Genomic DNA, 22,106 nt, shown 5'->3' on the forward strand with positions numbered 1-22,106 from the left:
GAACCGTGCGTCGCTACGTGTCGCACTCCAGCTCCGTACGGCACAGTGCGCAGCGGGCCCGCAGCCGGCCGCGTACCGGAACGCGGATGCGCTGGTGGCACGTCGGGCAGGGGAACGACACGCGCAGCGGCGCGCTCCCCTCGAAGGCGTAGCCGTCGGCCGGTGCGGGGCCGCCGGGCCGTCCGGACCGGCGCGGGCCCTGGGCCGTGCGCCGGTCCTTGGCGTAGCGGCGGCGGCCCGACCAGCCGGCCGCGGCCAGCGGCGGCTGCTGCGCGTCGCGGCGGGCCAGCGCCAGGCCCGCCTTGTACGCGTCGTACGCCTGCGGGCTGGTGAACCATGGCGCCGGGTCCTCACCGAAGAGCAGCGCGCGCTTGGCGAGGACGTAACCGAACTCCTCCGGGGTCAGATAGCCCAGCTTCTGCGAGAACGGGCCGTGTTCGCGGTACGCGTCCAGCAGCAGCCAGCCCGCGCCCAGGTAGGCGGTGGCGGTGTCGGTGAGGATCTCGTTGTCGCGGGTGCCGGGGAAGGACAGGCCGAGGCGGTGCAGGTAGACGTGCATCACCTCGTGGGCGAGGGCGGCACCGACGTCCCGGCGGTGGGACTTGAAGCGGGTGTTCAGCTCGACGAAGTACTCGGGGCCCGCGGTCAGTTCGACGTTGGCCGCGAGGTGCATGTCGCGGAAGGCGACGATGACCCGGGCGTCGGGCAGGCGCAGGTGTTGCACCATGGCGCGGGCCACCCGCTGCGCGCCCGCGTACAGCTCCTCCCCGTCGTCGAAGGCGACTTCGGCGGGCAGCACGCTGACCTCGAAGGTCCGTACCGTGTCGTACGACAGGCGCTTGTAGAGCGCGGTGACGGCCGCGCGCACCGTGTCCAGGTGCGGATAGCCGTGCTCGATGTCACCGCCGGAACTGCCCGGACTTCCCGTCGCCGCCACCCGACCACTGTACGTCTCGCCGGGAAGGTCCGGTATGGGGTGTACGCGTCGTGGGTAGAACAGGAGTTGGCCGGATGTACACCCTTGCCACTGTGATCGCCGACTCCACATAATCCAAGGGCGCTTTGCGGGCTCACCCCCCACTGGGTCCGGACGCCTTACGGCGTGCTGCCGACTTTCACGCACGTTCTTACGGCGGTCCTTTCCGGTTCTCACATTGGCATGGGCCTGACATTGACGTGCAACCCCCCACGAAAGGAAGCCCGTTGCGAAGCCACCTGAAGCACCTGAAGAGAGCCGCTGCCGCCGGCGCCGTCGCCCTCGCCGCCGCCAGCCTCCAGCCCGCCGCCGCCAACGCCGCGCCCGCCCCCACACCGCAGCCCGACGGCATCCACACCAAGATCGTCGGCGGCACCAAGGCGAGCCAGGGCGAATTCCCCTTCATGGTCCGGCTGTCGATGGGCTGCGGCGGCGCCCTCTACGCCAAGGACGTCGTGCTCACCGCCGCCCACTGCGTGGACGGCAGCGGCCCCGACACCTCCATCACGGCCACCGCGGGTGTGGTCGACCTGCAGGACTCCAAGGCCGTCAGCGTCAAGTCCACCGAGGTCCTCCAGGCCCCCGGCTACAACGGCAAGGGCAAGGACTGGGCGCTGATCAAGCTCGCCAAGCCCATCGACCTGCCCACCCTGAAGATCGCCACGGACGACAAGCTCACCAACGGCGACTTCGACATAGCCGGCTGGGGCGCCGACAAGGAGGGCGGCCAGCAGCAGCGCTACCTCCTCAAGGCCAAGGTGCCCTTCGTCGACGACGCCACCTGCAAGAAGGCCTACGGCGACCAGCTCACCCCCGGCGAGGAGATCTGCGCCGGCAAGCTGGACACGGGTGGCACCGACACCTGCCAGGGCGACTCCGGCGGCCCGATGTTCCGCAAGGACGACGCCGGCCAGTGGCTCCAGGTCGGCATCGTCAGCTGGGGCGAGGGCTGCGCCCGGCCCGGCAAGCCCGGTGTCTACACCGAGGTGAGCACCTTCGCCGCGGACATCAAGAAGGCGGCCGACGGCCTGGCCGGCTGACGCCACCACCCAGCGCGCATGACCGCGCCCCGGCGCCCGGCGGCACCGGGGCGCGGTCGCGCACGCCGGGGCGCGGTATGCGCGCGCACCAGTCCCAGGTCGTACCGGAGCAGGATGCCGCTCGTCCTTTCGGCCGGGGGCCGCGGCACGACGCATGGCCGGACGGCCGATACCCGCCCGCACGTCCCCTCCCTAGCGTGGGGCGCGTGACCACTGAGCCCCACCCCCGCTGCCGCCACCCCGGCCCCCACCGCACACCGCACCTTCCGGACCGCGCACCGCACCTTCCGGACCCCGGCCTCGCCCGTCCCGGCGACCACCGGGCGACCGCGGTGGCCGCCCTGCTGCTGGCCGCCTCCGCCGCGACCGTCACCTGGCTGCTGCTCGGCCGCGGCCACGGCGCCTACTCCACCACCCCGACGGCTCCCACCGCCTGCTGCACCACCCCGCACCACACCGGCCACCCCGGCGACGGGCGGCCGGCCTGGCCGTGACGCCCCGGTCAGCGGTTGCGGGGCGCGATCACCGCAGGTCAGATGGAAGGCAGCGGGTCAGTTGGAAGGCGCCGGGTCTGCTGGAAGGCAGCGGATCAGCCGGATGGCAGTGGGTCTGCTGGAAGGCAGCGGATCAGCCGGAAGGCGGCAGGAGGGGGCCGGGAGCCGGAGGGTGTCCGACCCCGGCCGGCCGGGACCCCGGCCCGAAGGGACCCCGGCCGGTTGGGCGCGCCCGGGTCCGCTGCCGAGCAGGGAGCGCGGCGCAGGTGCACTGAAACGCGGCGTACGGACAGGGCGAGGGACACATGGCGATCAGCGTGGTCATCGCGGACGACCAGGAAATGGTCCGGATGGGCTTCCGGATGATCCTGGAGAGCCAGCCGGACATCAAGGTCCTCGCCGACGTCGTGGACGGCGCGGCGGCCCTGTCCGCGGTGGAGCGGCTGCGCCCCGACGTCCTGCTGCTCGACATCCGGATGCCCAAGGTGGACGGCCTGGAGGTCACCCGCCGGCTCGCCGAGCGCTCACCCGGCCACCCCGACCACGAGCACAAGCCGCGCATCGTCATCGTCACCACCTTCGACCTGGACGCCTATGTGCACGCCGCGCTGCACGGCGGCGCCTCCGGCTTCCTGCTCAAGGACGCCAGCCCCGCCATGCTCGTGGAGGCCGTACGCGCCGCCGCCGTCGGCGACGCCCTGGTCTCGCCCGCGATCACCGTACGGCTGCTGCGCGAACTGGCCCCCGCGGCGGCCGGCGGCGCCGCCCGCAGCCTGACCGAGCCGCTGACCGACCGCGAACAGGACGTCGTACGGGCCCTCGCGCGCGGCCGGACCAACGCCGAGATCGCCGCCGAACTCTACGTCTCGCTGTCCACCGTCAAAACCCACCTCGCCAACGTCCAGGCCAAACTGGACGCCCGCAACCGGGTCGAGATCGCCGCCTGGGTCTGGGAGAGCGGTCTCGCCACGGGCGCCACCGGTGGCGGCCCGGCCCTGCCGTGAGCCCGATGTCCGGGTGGGCGCGCGCACACCCGCGTAGAGCCACCGCCGCCAAAACCGCCCTCGCCGCGGTCCTGCTCTTCCTCGTCGGCTTCGAGACCGTCGCGCTGGCCCGCCAGCCCACCCGCCCGCACGCGACCGTCGTCGCCACCGCCGTCGTCGTCTGCCTGTGCGCCGTGCCCAGCGCGCGGATCCCGCAGAAGGTCCGCGCCTGGACCGCCGCGTCCGTCTCCCTCGCCGCCTCGGTGATCCTGATCGCCGGGCAGCACGCCCTGGAGGTGTGGGGCCTCGGCGAAGGCATCGCCCTGCTGGTCCTGCTCACGGGCGTGGTGCACCGCGCCCCCGGCCGCACCGCCGCGGTCCTCGGACCCATGCTGGGCCTGGCCTGCGTCCTCGCCCCGATGCGCGACATCCGGCTGGGCCTGTACACCGTCGTCTACGGCGTGCTGACCGTCGTCGTCAGCGCCTACTCGATGATCCTGCGCTGGCAGGACGCCCAGCGGATGCGGGACCTGGCCGCCGTACGGTCCGCCGAACGCCTGGAACTCGCGCGTGAACTGCACGACTTGGTGGCCCACCACGTCACCGGCATCGTCGTCCAGGCCCGCGCCGCCCGCTTCACCTCCCTCAGCGGCCCCCAGGCGGGCGCCGCCTTCGAACGGATCGAGACCTCCGGCGGCGAGGCGCTGAGCGCGATGCGCCGCCTGGTCCGGGTCCTGCGCGAGGGCGCCGCCCGCAACCGGCCGCTCGCCGGACTCGCCGACGTACGCACCCTCACCGAGACCTACGCCCGCACCGGACCGCCCGTCGCCCTGCACATCGACGAGGGCCTCGACGAGGAGGTCCCCGCCGAGGTCGCGGCGGCCGTCCACCGCATCGTCCGCGAGGCCCTCACCAACATCCGCAAGCACGCCGCGGACGCCACCGCCGTCCGTATCGCGCTCCGCGCCGTACCGTCCGGCCTCGAACTGCGCGTCGCCGACGACGGCGGACACCCCGCCCGCCTCTCCGAACAGGCCCGCGGCGGCGGCTTCGGCCTCGCCGGACTGACCGAACGGGCCGCGGCGCTGGGCGGCCGCCTGACCGCGGGCCCTGCCCCGGAGGGCGGCTGGGAGGTGCGCGCCGTGCTGCCGCTGGGGGCGGGCGAGGAGGGGACGCCCGGCCCGTACGGGCCGTATGGTCCGGGCGAGGACTAGTCCGGCTGGTCTGGCGGGCCGTCCGGGGACGAGTCCGTCTGACCTGGCTGTCCGTGCGAGCCGCCCCGGTGGGTCGTGCGAGCCGTCTCAATGTGCCGTGCGAGCCATTCCGGTGGGTCGCACGAGCTGCCCCGGCAGGCCGAACGAGCCGTCTCAATGTGCCGTGCGAGCCATTCCGGTGGGCCGCGCGAGCCGCCCCAGCAGACCACGCGAGCCGTCCCGGCGAGCCGTACGAGCCGCCCCGGCCGTACACGGCCTCCTCCACCCCGGCCCGTTAGTCCAACACCTCCCGCCCCTTTGTCCATGGGCGCGCCCGCCGCGCACCGAGCACCCTGTCCCGCGACGGACAGTGCCGGCGCGAAGGACGGAGAGCGCACGTGAACGGACCGAGAGACGCGGAGGAACCGGCGGGGGCGGGGGAAACGGCCGGGGCGGGGGAAACGGCGGGCGCCGGAGGAACGACTGGTGCCGGGAAACCAGCCGGTGCCGGGAAACCAGCCCGTGCCGGGAAACCAGCCGATGCCGGAGAGCCGACCGGCGTGGAGCGTGCCCCCAGCCGCAGGAAGATCGTCGTCGGTGCCACGCTCGCCGGGATCACCGGCGCCCTCCCGCTCGGCGGCGGCAGCGCGTACGCCGACAGCAGCCGAATCGGCGGTATCGGTATCGGCACCGGCGCCGCCACCGACCCGTATCCGAGGCCCCGGGCAGGTGAGGCGGTGCTGCGGTCCGACGCCCTGGAACTCCGTGTCGACACCGCCTTTCCCCGCGTCCTCTCCTACACCGACCGGGGCACCGGCGCCGTCCTGCACGGCCAACCCGACCCGGTCACCCAGGTCCTCGTCGACGGCACCGCCCGCACGCCCCGCGTCACCTCCCGCCCCGTCGCCGACCGCATCACGTACACCCTCGCCTTCGACGGCGGCACCGAGATCGACGCCGAGATCGCCGTCCGCGACTGGCGCGTCGACTGGCGCGTCACCAGGATCGCCGACACCCCGGCCCTCCGCGTGGGAACCCTCCAGATCCCCGGACTCGCCCTGCTGAGCGTCCGCAGCGACCAGCCGGGCGCCGCCCTGCTCGCCGCCCGCATCGACCTGGACAAGGCCAAGAGCGGCGACACCCTCGTCCAGATCACCCCGGCGACCCCCGTGGACGCCTCGCCCACCGGATGCGCGTACGCGGTCGCCGCGACCGGCCGGCTGGCCGCCGCCATCGAGACCAACACCGTGTACGACAAGCCCGCCGGGGCCACCACCTGGGAGAACGGGCGACTGTGGCGGCAGACCACCACGAGCGGCGGCCACCGCTTCGCGCGCCTCGGCTGCGGCCAGTGGACCCACCGCGCGGCCACCGCGCCCCTGGACGACACCGAGCCCCTGCCGTACGCCACCGTCATCCTCACCCGCGACCGCAACGGCGACGGCACCGCCGACTGGCAGGACGCCGCCATCGCGCTGCGCGACATCATGGTCAGCCCGCTGGGCGCCGAGGAACAGCACCTGCGCGTCGTCGCCCACATCCCCTTCAACTTCGCCAGTCAGGCCACCCACCCCTTCCTGGCCACCCTCGACAACGTCAAGCGGATCGCGCTCGCCACCGATGGGCTGCGGCAGTTCACCCTCCTGAAGGGCTACCAGTCCGAGGGTCACGACTCCGCCCACCCCGACTACGGCGGCAACTACAACGAACGCGCCGGCGGCCTCGCAGACCTCAACACCCTGCTGCGCGCCGGAAAGACCTGGAACAGCGACTTCGCCGTCCACGTCAACGCCACCGAGTCCTACCCCGTCGCCCACGCCTTCTCCGAGACCCTCGTCGACAGACGCGACGAACAGTGGGACTGGCTCGACCAGTCCTACCGCATCGACGCCCGCCGCGACCTGGTCTCCGGCGACATCGCCCACCGCTTCCGGCGACTGCGCGAGGAGACCGACCCGGCCCTGAACACCCTCTACATCGACGTCTTCCGCGAATCCGGCTGGAACTCCGACCGCCTCCAGCGCCACCTGCGCGCCCAGGGCTGGCAGGTGACCACCGAATGGGGCCACGGCCTGGAACGCTCCGCCCTCTGGTCGCACTGGGCCAACGAGACCGACTACGGCGGCGACACCTCCCGCGGCATCAACTCCCGGCTCATCCGCTTCGTCCGCAACCACCAGAAGGACGTGTTCGCGGACAAGTGGCCGACGCTGCTGGGCGGCGCCCGGATGGGCAACTTCGAGGGCTGGGTCGGCAAGACCGACTGGCACGCCTTCCACCGGATCGTCTGGGCCGACGCGCTGCCCGCCAAATACCTCCAGGCGTACCCGATCCGCACCTGGCGCGACCACGAGATCACCTTCGAGGGGCCGACCGCCACCTCCGTCACGGACACCGGCGGCACCCGCCGCATCACCACCGACGGACGGCTGGTGTACGACGGTGGCACCTACCTGCTGCCCTGGGAGCCACGCCGGGCCACCGACCCCGAGAAGCTCTACCACTACCACCCCAGGGGCGGCACGACCACCTGGACGCTGCCGCGCGGCTGGTCCGGCTCCCGCAGCGTGTACGCCTACCGGCTCACCGACCAGGGCCGGAGCCGGCCGCAGCGGCTGACCGTACGCGGCGGGAAGGTCACCGTCACCGCCGCGGCCGGACAGCCGTACGTCCTCTACCGCCGCCCCGCCCCGGCCCAGGGCGGCCGCGGCTGGGGCCAGGGGAGCGGCGGGCGCGGCCGGAGCGGGCCCGGCTGGGGCGAGGGCACGCCGCTCGCCGACCCCGGCTTCCACTCCGGCACCCTCGACGCCTGGCAGGTCACCGGCCCCGCCACCGTCGAGCCGAGCGCACTCGGCGACTACGAACTGGTCGTCGGCGCGGGCGGCGCGGCAGCCGTCACCCAGCGGCTCGCCCGCCTCGCGCCCGGCACCTACGCGGCCTCCGTGCAGGTCGAGGTCGGCGCCCGGCCGGGGGAGCGGCGCCGGGCCGCGCTGGAAGTACGCACCGGCGACGGCGTCACGGCCGCCAACTGGACCGAAACGTCCACCGCCGGGAACTTCGTCGCCGCCGACCGCAAGCACGGCACCCGCTTCCAACGGATGTTCACCCCCTTCACCGTCCCCGAGGGCGGCGGTCCCGCCACCCTCACCCTCCGCACCGCGGCGGGTACTCCTCGTGTTCGCTTCGACAACGTGCGGATCGTTCCCACGGTTCCCGCACACCGGCCGGGAACCGTCGCGTTCGAGGACTTCGAGCACGTACCGCAGGGCTGGGGCGTATTCGTCAAGGGCGACGCGGGCCAGGTCACCGACCCGCGCACGCACATCGCGCAGCGGCACGCGCCGTTCACCCAGCGCGGCTGGAACGGCAAGGCCGTCGACGACGTCATCGACGGCGGCCAGTCCCTGAAGTCCCGCGGCGAGAACGCGGGCCTGGTCTACCGCACGGTGCCGCACACCGTGCGCTTCGTCCCCGGACACCGCTACCGGATCAGCTTCCGCTACGAGAACGAGAAGGCCGGCCAGTACGCCTGGATCACGGCCGCCGACGAACCGGCCGCCCGCGAACTGAGCCGCACCCCGCTGCCCGTCGCCACGCAGCCCGCCACGCACACCTACGAGTTCACCGCCCCGGAGCGCGGCGAGGCGTGGGTGGGGCTGCGGAAGACGGGCGGCGACGGAAAGGCGGAGTTCGTCCTGGACGCGTTCGAGGTACGGGAGGTCTGACGTGTCAGCGCATCAGAGAGGTGCGTGAGAGAGCCCGACGCGTCACGGCACCCAGAGAAGTATGTGAGTGAGCCGGACGCGTCAGGGCACCAGACCGGGCGCCCCTGCCCCTTCCCCCTCAAGGGCGGGGGCGCCCTCCAGCTCCAACAGGAGCAGCTCGTTCGTCCCCGGGCGCAGTACCGGCCCGGGGACGAACAGGGTGCGCTGCGGGCCGGCCGCCCAGTAGCGGCCCAGGCAGAAACCATTGATCCAGGCGAAACCACGGGCCCAGCCGGGCAGTTCGAGGGTGGCGTCGCCGGGGGAGGGGACAGGCAGCGTGGCTCGGTAGAGGCCCGTCTGCCCGTCGCTAAGGGGGCTCCCGCCGACTTCCCTGAACGGTACGCGCCCCACGGCCGCCGCATCCTCCAGCGCATCCAGCCGCAGCCCACGCGCCCGTACGCCATGCAGATACTGCCGCTCATGCAGCACCCCGCCCGTGATGCCCTTCGGCTCGCCGAGCCGCGGGCCGTAGTTGACGCGCCCCAGCGACTCCACCCACAGCTCCACACCGGCGGGCCCGGTCACCGCCGCACCGATCTCCGCCTCCTCCTCGGTCAGCGTCGGCCCGCGCACCCCGTCCACGTACGCCACCGCCAGGTCGCGCAGACCTGCCACCCGCAGCGGCAACGGCCCGCGCGGGCCGGGCACCTCGAAGCGGTAGCGCACCACGCCCCGGTCCACGTCCAGCTCCTCGAACGTCGGCGGGACACCCGACGTCACCTCCGGGCCGCCGAGCACGTCCAGGACATCCCCGAGCGGCGCCCACCCGCCGGACTCGGCCCGTACGGGCGCGGCGAGGACCGGCGGCGGAGCGGGGACCGCGGGCAACGGGCCCGGCGCGTAGGGCGCCAGCACCCCGCGGAAACGGTGGAACTTCTCCGTGGGGCGCCCGCGTTCATCGATCGGCGCGTCGTAGTCGTACGACGTCACGGTGGGCTGCAGCGCCCCGCCGTGCAGCTCGCCGGAACGGTTCGCCCCCGCCCAGCCGCCGAAGTTCGTACCGCCGTGCGCCATATAGACGTTGACCGACGCGCCGCACTCCAGGATCTCGCGCAGCGCCTCCGCCGCGTCCTCCGAAGAGCGCGCCACCGGCGCGTCACCCCAGTGGGAGAACCAGCCGCACCAGAACTCCATACACATCAGCGGGCCCCGCGGCCGATGCCGGCGCAGCGCCGCGAACGCCTCCCGCGCCCCGGAGCCGAAGTTGGCCGTGGCCAGGACACCCGGTACGGAACCACCGGTGAGCATGTGGTCCTCCGGGCCGTCCGAAGTGAACAGCGGCACGCTCACCCCGAGGCCGCGCAGCAGGCCCGCCATGTGCGCCAGGTACTCCCGGTCGCTGCCGTACGACCCGTACTCGTTCTCCGCCTGCACCATCACCACCGGGCCGCCACGGTCGTACTGCCGCGCCACCACCTGCGGCAGCAGCCGCCCGAACCACGCGTCCACCGCCCGCAGATACTCCGCGTCGCGGGTCCGCACCCGCCGCCCCAGCGGGCCGGTCAGCCAGTGCGGCAGCCCGCCGTTCTCCCACTCCGCGCAGATGTACGGACCGGGCCGGACCAGCGCGAGCAGCCCCGCCGCGTGCGCCGCGTCCAGGAAGCGGCCCAGCGCCTCCGGGTCACGGTAGGTGCCGGGCCGCGGCTCGTGCAGATTCCAGGGCACGTACGTCTCGACGCAGTTCAGCCCCAGAGCGCGCAGCATCGCCAGCCGGTGGCCCCACTGCGCCTCGTGCACCCGGAAGTAGTGCAGGGCGCCCGACAGCAGCCGCACCGGCCGCCCGTCCCGCTCGAAGTCCCGCTCGCCCACCGCGAACCCGCCCACGCCGCCCGCCCCCTCCGTCCACCCGGCCTTCCGCTCACCCTCACCTCTGGCGGCGCGGAGGTCCATGGACAAAGATCAGCGTTGATTGGACGGAACAGGCCGCAGCACACGTCGGCAGCACGTCGGCCGCACGGGAAGGAGCCCGCGTGTACCACACCTGGATGCGGTACTTCAGCCCCGGACCGGTCCACCACCGGCTCGGCCTGGTCTGCCTCGGCGTCGGACTCCAGCACGGCCCCCTGCCGCCCGTCGGCCCGCGGGTCCTCGACCACCACGTCGCCGTCGTCATCGGCGCCGGCCGCGGCTGGTTCACCGGCCCCGACGGCACCCGGCGGCCGGTCACCGCCCCCGCCCTGCTGTGGCTCGTCCCCGGCGTCACCCACCACTACGGAGCCGACCCGCACACCGGCTGGGACGAGAGCTTCGTCGACTTCACCGGCCCCGCCACCACCACCTACACCGAACTCGGCTACATCGAACCCGACCGCCCCCTCGTCCCGCTCGCCGACACCGCCGCCGCCCGCACCGCCATCGGCCGCATCACCCGCGCCGCCCGCCGCGGCAACCCCCTCCTGGAGGTCGAGACCGCCGCCGCCGTCCACGAACTCCTCGTCGCGCTGCGCCGCGCCCGCGCCGACACCGACGCGGACGGCGACCCCGTGCTCCAGGCCCTCGCCCGCGACGCGTTCCTGCCGCTGTCCGTCGCCGAACACGCCGCCCGCCACGGCATGACCCCCGCGGCCCTGCGCACCGCCGTACGCCGCGGCGCCGGCTGCAGCCCCAAGGACTACCTCCTGGCCATCCGCCTCGGCCACGCCAAGGAACTGCTCGCCGCCACCGAACTCCCCGTCGCCGCCGTCGCCCGCCGCGTCGGCTACACCGACCCCGCCTATTTCAGCCGCCTGTTCACCCGCCGCGTCGGCACCGCACCCGTCCGCTTCCGCGCCCGCCAGGGCCACAGCGTCCCCGGAGGCTGGTCCACCCGCGTGCCGGACCCCGACAACCCGCCGCGGATCGGCTGAGGCCACCCGCGGCCCGGACGTACGGCGTGCGCGCGGGGCGCGGTCCGACCGGCAAAACCACCGGACGAGTGCGCGGTGTCAGTGCCGTACGGCAGCATGAGCACATGCCCGCACTGACGCGCGACGAGGCGCAGACCCGAGCCCGACTCCTCGACGTCCACCGCTACGCGATCGACCTCGACCTCACCCACGGCCCCGGCCACTTCGTGTCCCGCACGGCCGTCCGCTTCAGTGCGCGCACCGACGGCGACACCTTCATCGACGTCACACCGCAGGAGCTGCGCTCCGCCACCCTCGACGGCCGCCCCCTCGACCCCGCCGCCCTCGACGGCAACCGCCTGCCCCTGACCGGCCTCGCCGAAGGCGACCACGAACTGCGCCTCGAAGCCGCCATGTCCTACTCCCGCACCGGCGAGGGCATGCACCGCTTCACCGACCCCGCCGACGGCGAGACCTACGTCTACACCCAGCTGTTCCTGGACGACGCCCAGCGCCTCTTCGCCGCCTTCGACCAGCCCGACCTGAAGGCCGTCTTCGAGCTGACCGTCACCGCGCCCCCCGGCTGGACCGTCCTCGGCAACGGCACCGCCACCCGCCAGGACGGCGAGACGAACCACTGGACCCTCGCCCCCACCCCGCCCATCAGCACCTACCTCGTCGCCGTCGCCGCCGGCCCCTGGCACACCGTCCGCACCGAGCACGCCGGACTGCCCTTCGGCATCCACTGCCGCCGCTCCCTGGCCCCCCACCTGACCGCGGACGCCGAAGAGATCTTCGACATCACCCGCCGCTGCTACGACCGCTTCCACGCCCTCTTCGACGAGCCGTACCCCTTCGACTCCTACGACCAGGCATTCGTCCCCGAGTTCAACGCGGGCGCCATGGAGAACCCCGGCCTGGTCACCTTCCGCGAGGAATACGTCTTCCGCTCCGCCGTCACCGACACCGAGCGCCAGACCCGCGGCGTGGTCATCGCCCACGAAATGGCCCACATGTGGTTCGGCAACCTGGTCACCCTCCAGTGGTGGGACGACATCTGGCTCAACGAGTCCTTCGCCGAATACATGGGCTACCAGGTGCTCTCCGAAGCCACCCGCTTCACCGACACCTGGACCGACTTCGGCATCGCCCGCAAGGGCTGGGGCTCCGACGCCGACCAGCGCCCCTCCACCCACCCCGTCGCCCCCGCCCCCGAGGACGTGCCCGACACCGCCTCCGCCCTCCTCAACTTCGACGGCATCTCCTACGCCAAGGGCGCCTCCGCGCTGCGCCAGCTCGTCTCCTGGATGGGCGAGAAGGACTTCCTCGCCGGCGTCAACGACCACATCACCCGCCACCGCTTCGGCAACGCCACCCTCGCCGACTTCGTCGACTCCCTCGCCCAGGCCACCGACCGGGACGTGCACGCCTGGGCCGGCAACTGGCTGCGCACCACCGGCATCGACACCCTCACCCCCGTCGTCGGCACCGCCCCCGACGGCGGCTGGACGCTGCGCGTCGACCAGGACGGCAGCCGCCCGCACCACCTCACCGTCGGACTGTACGACCGCGACCCCACCGACCCCGCCCGCCTCGTCGCCCGCGACCACCTCAGCTGGGACATCCCGGCCGCCCCCGCCGCGGGGGACGCCGTACCGCGGCGCCTCCACACCGCACCGGGCCCCCGCCCCGCGCTGATCCTGCTCAACGACGGCGACCTCACCTACACCAAGATCCGCCTCGACCCCGGCTCCTGGGACACCGTCCGCGAAGCGCTCTCCGGCCTGCCCGACCCCCTCACCCGCGCCGTCGTCTGGAACGCCGCCCGCGACATGGTCCGCGACGGCAAACTCCTGCCCACCGCCTACCTGGACGCCGCCCGCGCCCACCTCCCGTACGAAACCGACATCGCCATCGTCTCCGGCGCCCTCGCCTTCGCCCGCACCCAGATCGCCGACCGCTACCTCGCCGCAGCCGACCGGCCCGCCGCCCTGAACACCCTCAGCACCGCTGCCCGCGACATCCTGCGCCGTACCGAAGGCTCCGAGAACGGCGACGGGCAAGGGCTGCGCCTGGCCGCCGTCCGCACCTTCATCGACAGCGCCACCACCCCCGACGGCATACAGGACTGGCTCTCCGGCGGCAGCGTCCCCGGTGGCCCCACCCTCGACCCGGAACTGCGCTGGCGCATCCTCGGCCGGCTCGCCGTCCTCGGCGCCACCACCCCGGCCGCCATCGAGGACGAACTGGCCCGCGACCCCAGCGCCACCGGCCGCCAGGGCGCCGCAACCTGCCACGCGGCCCTGCCCGACCCGGCCGCCAAACAGGCCGCCTGGGACGCCCTGTTCGCCACCGACGAGCACACCGACCTGTCCAACTACCTCTTCAACGCCACCGCCGCCGGATTCTGGGCCCCCGAACAGCTCGACCTGGTCCGCCCGTACGCGGGCCGCTACTTTCCCGCAGCCGTGGCCCTCGCCGCCCGCCGCGGCCCCGCCCTCGCCGATTCCGTCGGCCGCTACGCCTTCCCCACCCCCTTCGTCGACACCACCACCCTCCAGCTGGGCGACGAGTGCCTGCGCACCGCCGACCCCGCCCCGGCGCTGCGCCGCAAGCTGGTCGACCAGCTCGACGACCTCAGGAGGGCCCTGCGGGTACGGGACGCATAGCGGCTACGGGGGAGCGGCGGGCCTGAGGGGGACGGCGGGCCTGGCGGGGAGTGGCGTGCCTGATGGGGGACGGCGGGCCGGGTGGGGAATGGCGGGCCTGACGGGGGGAATGGCGCGCCTGACGGGGGAGCGGCGGGGCCGGTGGGGTGGCGGAGGGGCCGGAGCCGGAGGGGCCGGGGCCGGCGGGAGAGCGGCCCCCCATGCCCTACGGACTGCATAGCAGGCAATCCGATCACCACCGCCCCGACCAGCGCATCGGTACCCCTTTCGGGTTGAGCTCGTTCAGCTCGGCAGGTACACCACCCGGCCCCGGCCAGTCTGTGGTGTGCCCGCTGTCGCGCACCCGAAGGACCGCCCATGAACACCCCGCCCCTCGCCGGCGGTGCCGCAGGCCCCGACGCCCTGCGACCCCTCCTAGGCACCGTCCTCGACGCGCTGCGCGACGGTGCGGAAGCCCGGGGAGGGCCCCTGCCCGCCGGCGGCCCCGGCCGCGTCGCCACGCGGCTGCGGGAGGCCGCCGGACCGGTCCTCCCCGAGACCGGCCGCGGGCCCCACGAAGCACTGCGCGCCCTGGTCCGCGCCCTGGCGGAAGGCGCCGCCGACCCCGCCGATCCGCACTGCGCGGCTCACCTGCACTGCCCGCCGCTGGCCCTCGCCGCCGCGGCCGACCTGGCCGCCGCCGCCCTCAACCCGTCGATGGACTCCTGGGACCAGGCCCCCGCCGCCTCCGCCCTCGAAGCCCGCACGACCCGCGAACTCGCCGCCCTCGTCTACCCGTACGGCCCCGACGGCTCCCCCCATCCGTACGGCCCCGACGGTTCTCCCCACCTGTACGGACCCGGCGGCTCCCCGCACCCGTACGGACCCGGCGGCGCTCCCGACCCGTACGGAGCCGGCGCGTCCGCGGGCCCCCGCCGCCCGCACACGGCCGATGCGCACACGGCCCCCGCCCACCCGTACGGCCCCGACACACCCGCAGGCCCCGGGCGCCCGCACGAAGACGATCGGCCCGACGCCCTCGTCACCACCGGCGGCACCGAGTCCAACCAACTCGGCCTCCTCCTCGCCCGCGAGTACGCCCGCACCCGCCACACCGCGCCCCTGCGCGTCGTCTGCGGCGCCAACGCCCACCACAGCATCCACCGCGCCGCCTGGCTCCTCGGCCTCCCCGAACCCCTCACCCTCCCCACCCCCGACGGCACCCTCGACCCCCACACCCTCCACACCGCTCTCACCGGCCTCTGCCACCCCGGCACCCCCGGCGCCCCCGTCCTCGTCTGTGCCACCGCGGGCACCACCGACACCGGCGCCATCGACCCGCTGACCGCCCTCGCCGACCTCGCCCGCACCCACGGCGCCCGCTTCCACGTCGACGCCGCCTACGGCGGCCCCCTCCTCCTCAGCACCACCCACCGCACCCTTCTCGACGGCCTGCACCGCGCCCACACCGTCACCCTCGACCTGCACAAACTCGGCTGGCAACCGGTCGCCGCCGGCCTCCTCGCCGTCCCCCGCACCGCCGACCTCGCCCCGCTCACCCACCGCGCCGCCTACCTCAACGCCGACGACGACACCGAAGCCGGCCTCCCCGACCTCCTCGGCCGCTCCCTGCGCACCACCCGCCGCCCCGACATCCTCAAGATGGCCGTCACCCTCCAGGCCCTCGGCCGCACCGGCCTCGCCGACCTCGTCGACCGCACCCTCGCCGCCGCCCGCACCCTGGCCGACCTCGTCGACCACCACCCCGCCTACGAACTCCACTCCCGCCCCACCATCAGCACCGTCCTCTTCCGCCCCACCGGTGCCGACGACACCACCGTCGCCACCATCCGCCGCCGCCTCCTGCACCGCGGCCGCGCCGTCCTCGGCCGCGCCGCCACCCCCACCGGCCTCTGGCTCAAAGCCACCCTCCTCAACCCCCACACCACCACCGACGACCTCGCCGCACTGCTGAAACTCGTGGAAGGCCACACCCCCCGATGAGCACCACCCCCCACCCCGACGCCGTCACCCTCCAACTGCCGTCCCCGGACCCCGGACGCCCCGCCCCCACCGGCCCCCGCACCACCAGCACCCGGCCCCCCGACCCCGAACCCGCCACCGCCCGGCCCCCCGTCGCCCCCGACGAACCGCTGGACCTCGCGGGCGTCGGCATCGGCCCTTTCAACCTCTCCCTCGCCGCCCTCGCCCAGCCCCTCACCCAGCTGCGCACGGCCTTCTACGACCAGCGCCCCGCCTTCCGCTGGCACCCCGGCCTCCTCATCGAGGACGCCACCCTCCAAGTCCCCTTCCTCGCCGACCTCGTCACCCTCGCCGACCCCGCCAGCCCCTGGACCTTCCTGAACTACCTCAAACACCGGGAACGCCTCTTCCCCTTCTACTTCGCCGAACGCTTCCACATCCACCGCGCCGAATACGACGCCTACTGCCGCTGGGTCAGCGAAAACCTCCCCGGCCTGCACTTCCGCCACCAGGTGGACGCCGTCCGCTGGAACTGCGACCGCGCGGCCTTCGAGGTCGACCACACCCAGCTCGGCGACGACGGCGAAGCGGTGGCCCTCGGCCGCACCCACGCCCGCAACCTCGCCCTCGGCATCGGCACCGTCCCGCACGTACCGGAAACCCTCAGGCCCCTCGTCGACGCCCCCACCGTCCCCGTCCTGCACGCGGCCGACTACCTGGCCCACCGCGAACGCCTGCTGGCCGCCGAACACGTCACCGTCATCGGCGCAGGCCAGTCCGGCGCCGAGGTCTTCCTCGACCTGCTGCGCGCCCGGCCCACCGGCCGCGAAGGACTCCACTGGCTGGCCCGCACCGCCGCCTTCGCCCCCATGGAGTACAGCAAACTCGGCCTCGAACACTTCACCCCCGACTACACCCGCTACTTCCACGCCCTCCCCGAACCCGTACGCGACGAACTCCTCCCCGGCCAGTGGCAGCTCCACAAGGGCATCGACCACGCCACCCTCGCCGCCATCCACGACGAGCTCTACCGGCGCACCCTCCACGGCGGCTGGCCCGACGCCACCCTCACCCCGGGCGTCACCGTGCGCACCGCGGGCCGCGTCGGCACCACCAAGGTCGAACTCCATCTCGACCACGGCCACCAGGGCGCCCGCAGCCGCCTGACCACCGACGCCGTCGTCCTCGCCACCGGCTACCGCGAAGCCCGCACCGACACCCTGCTCGCCGCCCTCGACCCCTACATGCGCCGCGACGCCGCCGGACGCCCCCGTATCGACGCCGACCAGCGCCTCGTCCTCGACCCGTGCGTCACCGGCTCCGTCTACGTACAGAACACCGAACACCACACCCACGGCGTCGGCACCCCCGACCTCGGCCTCGCCGCCTGGCGCGGCGCCACCATCCTCAACTCCCTCACCGACAGCACCGCCTACCCCCTCCCGGCACGTACCGCCTTCACCACCTTCGGCCTGCGCCCCTCCCCGCACCGCACCCTCACCGACATCCCCCGCCCCCACTCCACCCTCATCGAGCACCCCTGAACCGCCAGGCCCGGACCCCGTCCCGCACGGACACCTGAGCCACCCGGCCCAGGTTCCGCCCGCCACGGACACGGACACCTGGGCCGCCGTACACCGCGCCGGGATCAGAACACCGGCACCCCGTCCCGGGTCAGCCGCCAGTCCACGGACGCGAAGGTCGTCCCGTCGATCTCCCCGGTCTCCTTCACCCACCCGATGATCACATTGCGGATCTCCTCCGACGTCGACCACACCTGCGGCGCCTTCGCCACATGCGGGAAATTGCCGCCACCGCTCGCCCGATAGTTGTTCACCGCCAGTACGAACCGGGCGTCGTCCGCCACCGGCTTCCCCTCGAACGACAGCTTCGCGATCCGCCGCCCCGGCTCCTTCGCGATGTCGATCTCGTACGACACACCGCTGACCGCGTCGTAGTTGTAGTCCGGAATGCCCTCCGCATTCGTCAGCCCCGCCGGATCGACCGGACCGCCCGCCGACGTCTGCGTGTAATACCGCGCCGAGAACTCCAGATACTCCCGTACCTGCTTCCCGGTCAGAATCCGCGCCTCCAGCGTATTGTCGAACGGATACAGCGCCGCCATCGACCGGATCGTCACCTCGCCTTCCGGAACCGCCGCCGAACGCGAGAAACACGAAGCCTGCGACAACACCGGCAGCTTCGCGTGCTCACCACCCGCCAATGCCTTCCGCACCGCCTCCGCCTGCACGAACGCGATGAAATCCAGCACCGGCGTGTCCTTGTACGGCGCCTCCGCCGCGGTCATCTCCGCCTTCGACCGCCCGATGACCTGATTGACGTACGCCACCACCTTCCGCTGCTCCGTACGCAGCAGCCGCGTGATCCGCGCGTCCTCCGGCACCGTACGGGAATTCAGCACCTTCGCCGCCACCGACTCCACCGACCAGCGGCCCCGCGAGCGCACCAGCTCGAAGTCGAACAGCGTCAGCCGCTGCCCCCACTTCAACGGCTCCGACAGCACCACCTCACGCCCCGTCTCGCGGTTCACCACCCGCCGCTCCGGAACCTCCACATGCGCGTGCCCCACCAGAATCGCGTCGATCCCGGGCACCCGCTCCGCCACCAGCGCCGCCGCGTTCTCCACGTACGGCAGCTGGTCCCCGTACGACGACGTGCCGCTCGTCCCCGAATGCGCCGACACGATCACCACGTCCGCACCCATCGACCGCAGCCTCGGCACCCACTTCGCGGCCTGCTCCTCCAGCCCGGGAAACGCCAGTTTCCCCTGCACATGCGCCTTGTCCCAGATCGCGACACCGGGATTCGTCAGCCCCAGCACCGCCACCTTCACCTCCCGGCCGCACGGCGTGTGCAACCGCTTCATGCAGTACGGCGGGAAAGCCGGCCGCAGCGACTTCGCGTCCACCGCGTTCGCCCCCAGCAGCGGAAAGTCGCAGCTCTCCTCGAACTTCCGCAGCACCGCGAGCCCGTAATTGAACTCGTGATTGCCGAGGGCCGCCGCGTCGTAACCGATGGCGTTCATCGCCTTCGCCATCGGATGCTCCGGACCGTTCGGGCCGGTGATCGGATCGACCTTCGCGTAGTAATACGCCAGCTGCGTGCCCTGGATCGTGTCGCCCGCGTCGATCAGCAGCGTATTGCGCGCCCCCTTCTCCTTCCGGACCTGCCGCACCAGCGTGGAAATCTTCGCCAGCCCCACATCGTTGTGGTCCTTGTCGTCGAATTCCGCGTCGGCGGCGTAATCCCAGTTGAAGACGTTGCCGTGCAGATCCGTGGTCCCCATGACGGTGAAGGCGTAACGCCGGGCCCCGCCCCCGTAGGCCGGAACGGCGGCGGCGGCCGACGGCGCCGCCGCCGCCGTACCGATGAGCGCGGCCCCCGCGCCCGTGGCGACCGAACTCCCCAGGAACTTTCTACGGCCGAGCGGCATGAACATCTCCTTCGACGAAAGACGAAACACGGCAGCGGAGCGCGGCGACGGCGACGGAACCAACGACGGAACCAGTGACGGGACCGGCGACGGAACCAACGACGAAACCGGCGACCACCGCGACACTCCGCACCACCGCGACACTCATGGACAACGCGCGTAGATTCTGGCTCAGCAACCCCACCCGCAACAGTCCTCACAGGTTGCGATCAGATGACCGTCCCGCCCGGCCACTCCCTGACACATACCTGCCCCCGTGCCAGGCTGTCCCCATGACCGACCCCGGCACCCGGCCCGCCACCCTCCCGTACGGCACCCCCGACGCACCCCGGCTCGCCGTCCGCGGCGAAGCCCGCATCGAGGCCGACCCCGAGATCGCCCGTATCGACATCACCGTCCAGGCCCGCGGCACCGACCGCACCGCCACCCTTGAGGACCTCACCCACCGCAACGACCAGGTCCTCGCCCTCGTCAAGAGCTACGGCGAGGCCGTCGAGAAACTCGACACCGGCGCCTTCTCCGTCAGCCCGGAGATCACCGCCAAAGGCCGCCACGAACGGGTACGCGCCTACCACGGACGCGTCCGCCTCACCGCGACCCTCGCCGACTTCACCGCCCTCGGCGAACTCACCACCCGCCTCGCCGACCTCGACCTCACCCGCGTCGACGGCCCCTGGTGGGCCCTGCGTCCCGACTCGCCCGCCCACCGCGAAGCCCGCCGGCAGGCCGTGCACGAAGCCGTCCAGCGCGCCCGCGAATACGCCGAGGCCCTCGGCGCGCGCCTCGACGCCGTCCTCGAACTCGCCGACACCGGCGCCGACGACGCCTCCCCGATGCCCGCCCCCGGCGGCATGTTCCGCTCCGTCGCCTACGGGGGAGCGGGCGCGGCCGAAAGCGCCCCCGTTCTCGACCTGGAACCCGCACGACAAGAGGTGTACGCACAGATCAACGCCCGCTTCACGATGACGCGTCCCACCCTGTGACCACGGGCGCCCCGAACCGCTGGTCACACGCGCCCCAAGGCTCTCCACCGCCCCGGCGGCCCCGTTTATCCGCTCATCGGAGCGGCATGGTGCGCATTCAACTACTTGTCAAGAGCCTTTCACGCAAAGGCCGTTGGGCAGTCACTTCTCCACAGTTCCCTACCTATGAGTAGGTCGTAGGGTCGGACCATGCGCCGAGCAAAGATCGTCTGCACTCTGGGACCCGCCACCGACTCGTACGAGCAGATCAAAGCACTCGTCGACGCCGGAATGGACGTGGCCCGCTTCAACCTCAGCCACGGCACCTACGCCGACCACGAGGCGCGGTACGAGCGGGTACGCAAAGCATCCGAGGAGACCGGCCGCAGCGTCGGCGTCCTCGCGGATCTTCAAGGTCCGAAGATCCGACTCGGCCGATTCCGCGAAGGCCCTGTACTTCTCGAACGCGAGGACGAGTTCACCATCACCGTCCGCCCCGGCGTCGAAGGCGACCGCCACTGCTGCGGCACCACCTACGAAGGACTCGCCGACGACGTCACCCCCGGCGAACGCATCCTCGTCGACGACGGCAAGGTGACCCTCCAGGTCACCGGCGTCCGCGGCACCGAGGTGCACACCAAGGTCGTCGAAGGCGGCATGGTCTCCGACCACAAGGGCCTCAACCTGCCCGGCGTCGCCGTCTCCGTCCCCGCCCTCTCCGAAAAGGACTGCGAGGACCTGCGCTGGGCCCTGCGCATCGGCGCCGACGTCATCGCCCTGTCCTTTGTCCGCAGCGGCGACGACATCGACGACGTCCACCGCATCATGCGCCAGGAGAACTGCTTCCGGCCCGTCATCGCCAAGGTCGAAAAGCCGCAGGCCGTCGACGCGATCGACGACATCGTCGCCGCCTTCGACGGCATCATGGTCGCGCGCGGCGACCTCGGCGTCGAAATGCCGCTGGAAACGGTCCCGATCGTCCAGAAGCGCGCCGTCAAACTGGCCAAGCGCAACGCCAAGCCGGTCATCGTCGCCACCCAGATGCTCGACTCCATGATCGAGAACTCCCGGCCCACCCGCGCCGAGGCCTCCGACGTGGCCAACGCCGTCATCGACGGCACCGACGCGGTGATGCTCTCCGGCGAGACCAGCGTCGGCAAGTACGCCACCGAGACGGTACGCACCATGGCCCGCATCGTCGCGGCGGCCGAGGAGGACATCCTCACCAAGGGCCTGCCCCCGCTGACCGACCGCAACAAGCCCCGCACCCAAGGCGGCGCCGTCGCCCGCGCCGCCGCCGAGATGGGCGACTTCCTCGGCGCCAAGTTCCTCGTCGCCTTCACCCAGTCCGGCGACACCGTCCGCCGCCTGTCCCGCTACCGCTCACCCATCCCCCTCCTCGCCTTCACCCCCGAACCGGCCACCCGCTCCCAGCTCAACCTCACCTGGGGCGTGGAAACCTTCCTCGGCCCGAAGGTCGACTCCACGGACGAGATGGTCGCCCAGGTCGACGAAGAACTCCTGCGCATCGGCCGCTGCGAGCCCGGCGACGTCGTCATCATCACCGCCGGCTCCCCGCCCGGCGTCGCCGGCTCCACCAACCTCGTCCGCGTCCACCGCATCGGCGAGGACGACTCCCCGAAGTAGCCCCCGCCGCCCCGGCCGCCACCGCTTCGGTACGCGGGCTTCGGTGCGTGGGCCCGACGTCCCGACGTGAACACCCATGCCGCGCCGGGCCCGGTCCACGTGCCGCCGGTGGCTGACCGTTTTCAGAGGGATGCAGA

General features: G+C 72.9%; 15 protein-coding genes. 12 read left to right on the plus strand and 3 right to left on the minus strand.

The genetic code is table 11. The features are described from left to right. Positions 1-13 precede the first annotated feature (13 nt). Complete coding sequence (locus A6A06_RS17345; protein ID WP_073762049.1) at positions 14-937, minus strand: hypothetical protein; 924 nt, start codon at positions 935-937, stop codon at positions 14-16. Positions 938-1,203: 266 nt separating this feature from the next. Between A6A06_RS17345 and A6A06_RS17350 the strand changes: the two genes are divergently transcribed. The 5 genes from A6A06_RS17350 (at position 1,204) to A6A06_RS17370 (ending at position 8,411) form a co-directional block, all read left to right on the plus strand. Continuing rightward, on the plus strand, positions 1,204-2,016 hold the full coding sequence (locus tag A6A06_RS17350; protein WP_073762050.1) for a S1 family peptidase: 813 nt from the start codon (positions 1,204-1,206) through the stop codon (positions 2,014-2,016). Between the two features lie 206 nt (positions 2,017-2,222). Next, entirely contained in the window at positions 2,223-2,510 is a 288-nt protein-coding gene (locus tag A6A06_RS17355) for a hypothetical protein (RefSeq protein ID WP_199930903.1), read from the plus strand. A 305-nt stretch (positions 2,511-2,815) separates the two neighbouring features. Continuing rightward, the gene (locus A6A06_RS17360) at positions 2,816-3,514 is read left to right on the plus strand and encodes a response regulator (RefSeq protein WP_073762052.1); all 699 of its coding nucleotides are present in this window, start codon (positions 2,816-2,818) and stop codon (positions 3,512-3,514) included. Positions 3,515-3,519: 5 nt separating this feature from the next. After that, positions 3,520-4,707, plus strand: a complete 1,188-nt coding sequence (locus A6A06_RS17365; protein ID WP_073762053.1) for a sensor histidine kinase — start codon at positions 3,520-3,522, stop codon at positions 4,705-4,707. A gap of 539 nt (positions 4,708-5,246) precedes the next feature. After that, positions 5,247-8,411, plus strand: a complete 3,165-nt coding sequence (locus A6A06_RS17370) for an endo-alpha-N-acetylgalactosaminidase family protein (RefSeq protein WP_073762054.1) — start codon at positions 5,247-5,249, stop codon at positions 8,409-8,411. A gap of 81 nt (positions 8,412-8,492) precedes the next feature. Here A6A06_RS17370 and A6A06_RS17375 read toward each other — a convergent pair whose 3' ends face one another. After that, positions 8,493-10,274 (minus strand): glycoside hydrolase family 35 protein, encoded by a 1,782-nt coding sequence (locus A6A06_RS17375; RefSeq protein WP_073762055.1) that lies wholly within the window; start codon positions 10,272-10,274, stop codon positions 8,493-8,495. Between the two features lie 146 nt (positions 10,275-10,420). On the opposite strand from A6A06_RS17375, the gene A6A06_RS17380 reads away from it, so the two are divergent. The 4 genes from A6A06_RS17380 (at position 10,421) to A6A06_RS17395 (ending at position 17,450) form a co-directional block, all read left to right on the plus strand. Then, positions 10,421-11,296 carry a helix-turn-helix domain-containing protein gene (locus A6A06_RS17380; RefSeq protein WP_073762056.1) on the plus strand — a complete coding sequence of 292 codons (876 nt, stop codon included), beginning with the start codon at positions 10,421-10,423 and terminating at the stop codon, positions 11,294-11,296. A gap of 104 nt (positions 11,297-11,400) precedes the next feature. Beyond that, entirely contained in the window at positions 11,401-13,944 is a 2,544-nt protein-coding gene (gene pepN / locus A6A06_RS17385; RefSeq protein ID WP_073762057.1) for an aminopeptidase N, read from the plus strand. A 357-nt stretch (positions 13,945-14,301) separates the two neighbouring features. After that, entirely contained in the window at positions 14,302-15,927 is a 1,626-nt protein-coding gene (locus A6A06_RS17390) for a pyridoxal-dependent decarboxylase (protein WP_073762058.1), read from the plus strand. Further along, a complete protein-coding gene (locus A6A06_RS17395; RefSeq protein WP_079194053.1) occupies positions 15,924-17,450 on the plus strand; it encodes a lysine N(6)-hydroxylase/L-ornithine N(5)-oxygenase family protein in 1,527 nt (508 codons plus the stop codon). Before A6A06_RS17390 ends, A6A06_RS17395 begins: the two co-directional genes overlap by 4 nt. A 104-nt stretch (positions 17,451-17,554) precedes the next feature. On the opposite strand, the gene A6A06_RS17400 is transcribed toward A6A06_RS17395, so the two are convergent. After that, a complete protein-coding gene (locus A6A06_RS17400; RefSeq protein WP_073762059.1) occupies positions 17,555-19,360 on the minus strand; it encodes a bifunctional metallophosphatase/5'-nucleotidase in 1,806 nt (601 codons plus the stop codon). Between A6A06_RS17400 and A6A06_RS41750 the strand changes: the two genes are divergently transcribed. The 3 genes from A6A06_RS41750 (at position 19,359) to pyk (ending at position 21,969) form a co-directional block, all read left to right on the plus strand. Beyond that, complete coding sequence (locus A6A06_RS41750) at positions 19,359-19,523, plus strand: hypothetical protein (RefSeq protein WP_199930904.1); 165 nt, start codon at positions 19,359-19,361, stop codon at positions 19,521-19,523. The two genes, A6A06_RS17400 and A6A06_RS41750, sit on opposite strands and share 2 nt — an antisense overlap. Before the next feature lie 109 nt (positions 19,524-19,632). Beyond that, complete coding sequence (locus A6A06_RS17405; RefSeq protein ID WP_073762060.1) at positions 19,633-20,343, plus strand: SIMPL domain-containing protein; 711 nt, start codon at positions 19,633-19,635, stop codon at positions 20,341-20,343. Positions 20,344-20,532: 189 nt separating this feature from the next. After that, positions 20,533-21,969 carry a pyruvate kinase gene (pyk, locus tag A6A06_RS17410; protein ID WP_073762061.1) on the plus strand — a complete coding sequence of 479 codons (1,437 nt, stop codon included), beginning with the start codon at positions 20,533-20,535 and terminating at the stop codon, positions 21,967-21,969. Positions 21,970-22,106: the final 137 nt, after the last annotated feature.

Origin of the sequence: Streptomyces sp. CB02923 (genome assembly GCF_001905005.1) — a bacterium.
In the GTDB taxonomy this organism is placed as follows: domain Bacteria; phylum Actinomycetota; class Actinomycetes; order Streptomycetales; family Streptomycetaceae; genus Streptomyces.

Bases quoted from the DNA above. Each gene is read 5' to 3' on its own strand.
- A6A06_RS17360 (WP_073762052.1), top strand. From the start codon at position 2,816: ATGGCGATCAGCGTGGTCATCGCGGACGACCAGGAAATGGTCCGGATG.
- A6A06_RS17365 (WP_073762053.1), top strand. From the start codon at position 3,520: ATGTCCGGGTGGGCGCGCGCACACCCGCGTAGAGCCACCGCCGCCAAA.
- pepN (WP_073762057.1), top strand. From the start codon at position 11,401: ATGCCCGCACTGACGCGCGACGAGGCGCAGACCCGAGCCCGACTCCTC.
- A6A06_RS17390 (WP_073762058.1), top strand. From the start codon at position 14,302: ATGAACACCCCGCCCCTCGCCGGCGGTGCCGCAGGCCCCGACGCCCTG.
- A6A06_RS17395 (WP_079194053.1), top strand. From the start codon at position 15,924: ATGAGCACCACCCCCCACCCCGACGCCGTCACCCTCCAACTGCCGTCC.
- A6A06_RS41750 (WP_199930904.1), top strand. From the start codon at position 19,359: ATGAACATCTCCTTCGACGAAAGACGAAACACGGCAGCGGAGCGCGGC.
- A6A06_RS17400 (WP_073762059.1), bottom strand. From the start codon at position 19,360: ATGCCGCTCGGCCGTAGAAAGTTCCTGGGGAGTTCGGTCGCCACGGGC.
- A6A06_RS17405 (WP_073762060.1), top strand. From the start codon at position 19,633: ATGACCGACCCCGGCACCCGGCCCGCCACCCTCCCGTACGGCACCCCC.
- pyk (WP_073762061.1), top strand. From the start codon at position 20,533: ATGCGCCGAGCAAAGATCGTCTGCACTCTGGGACCCGCCACCGACTCG.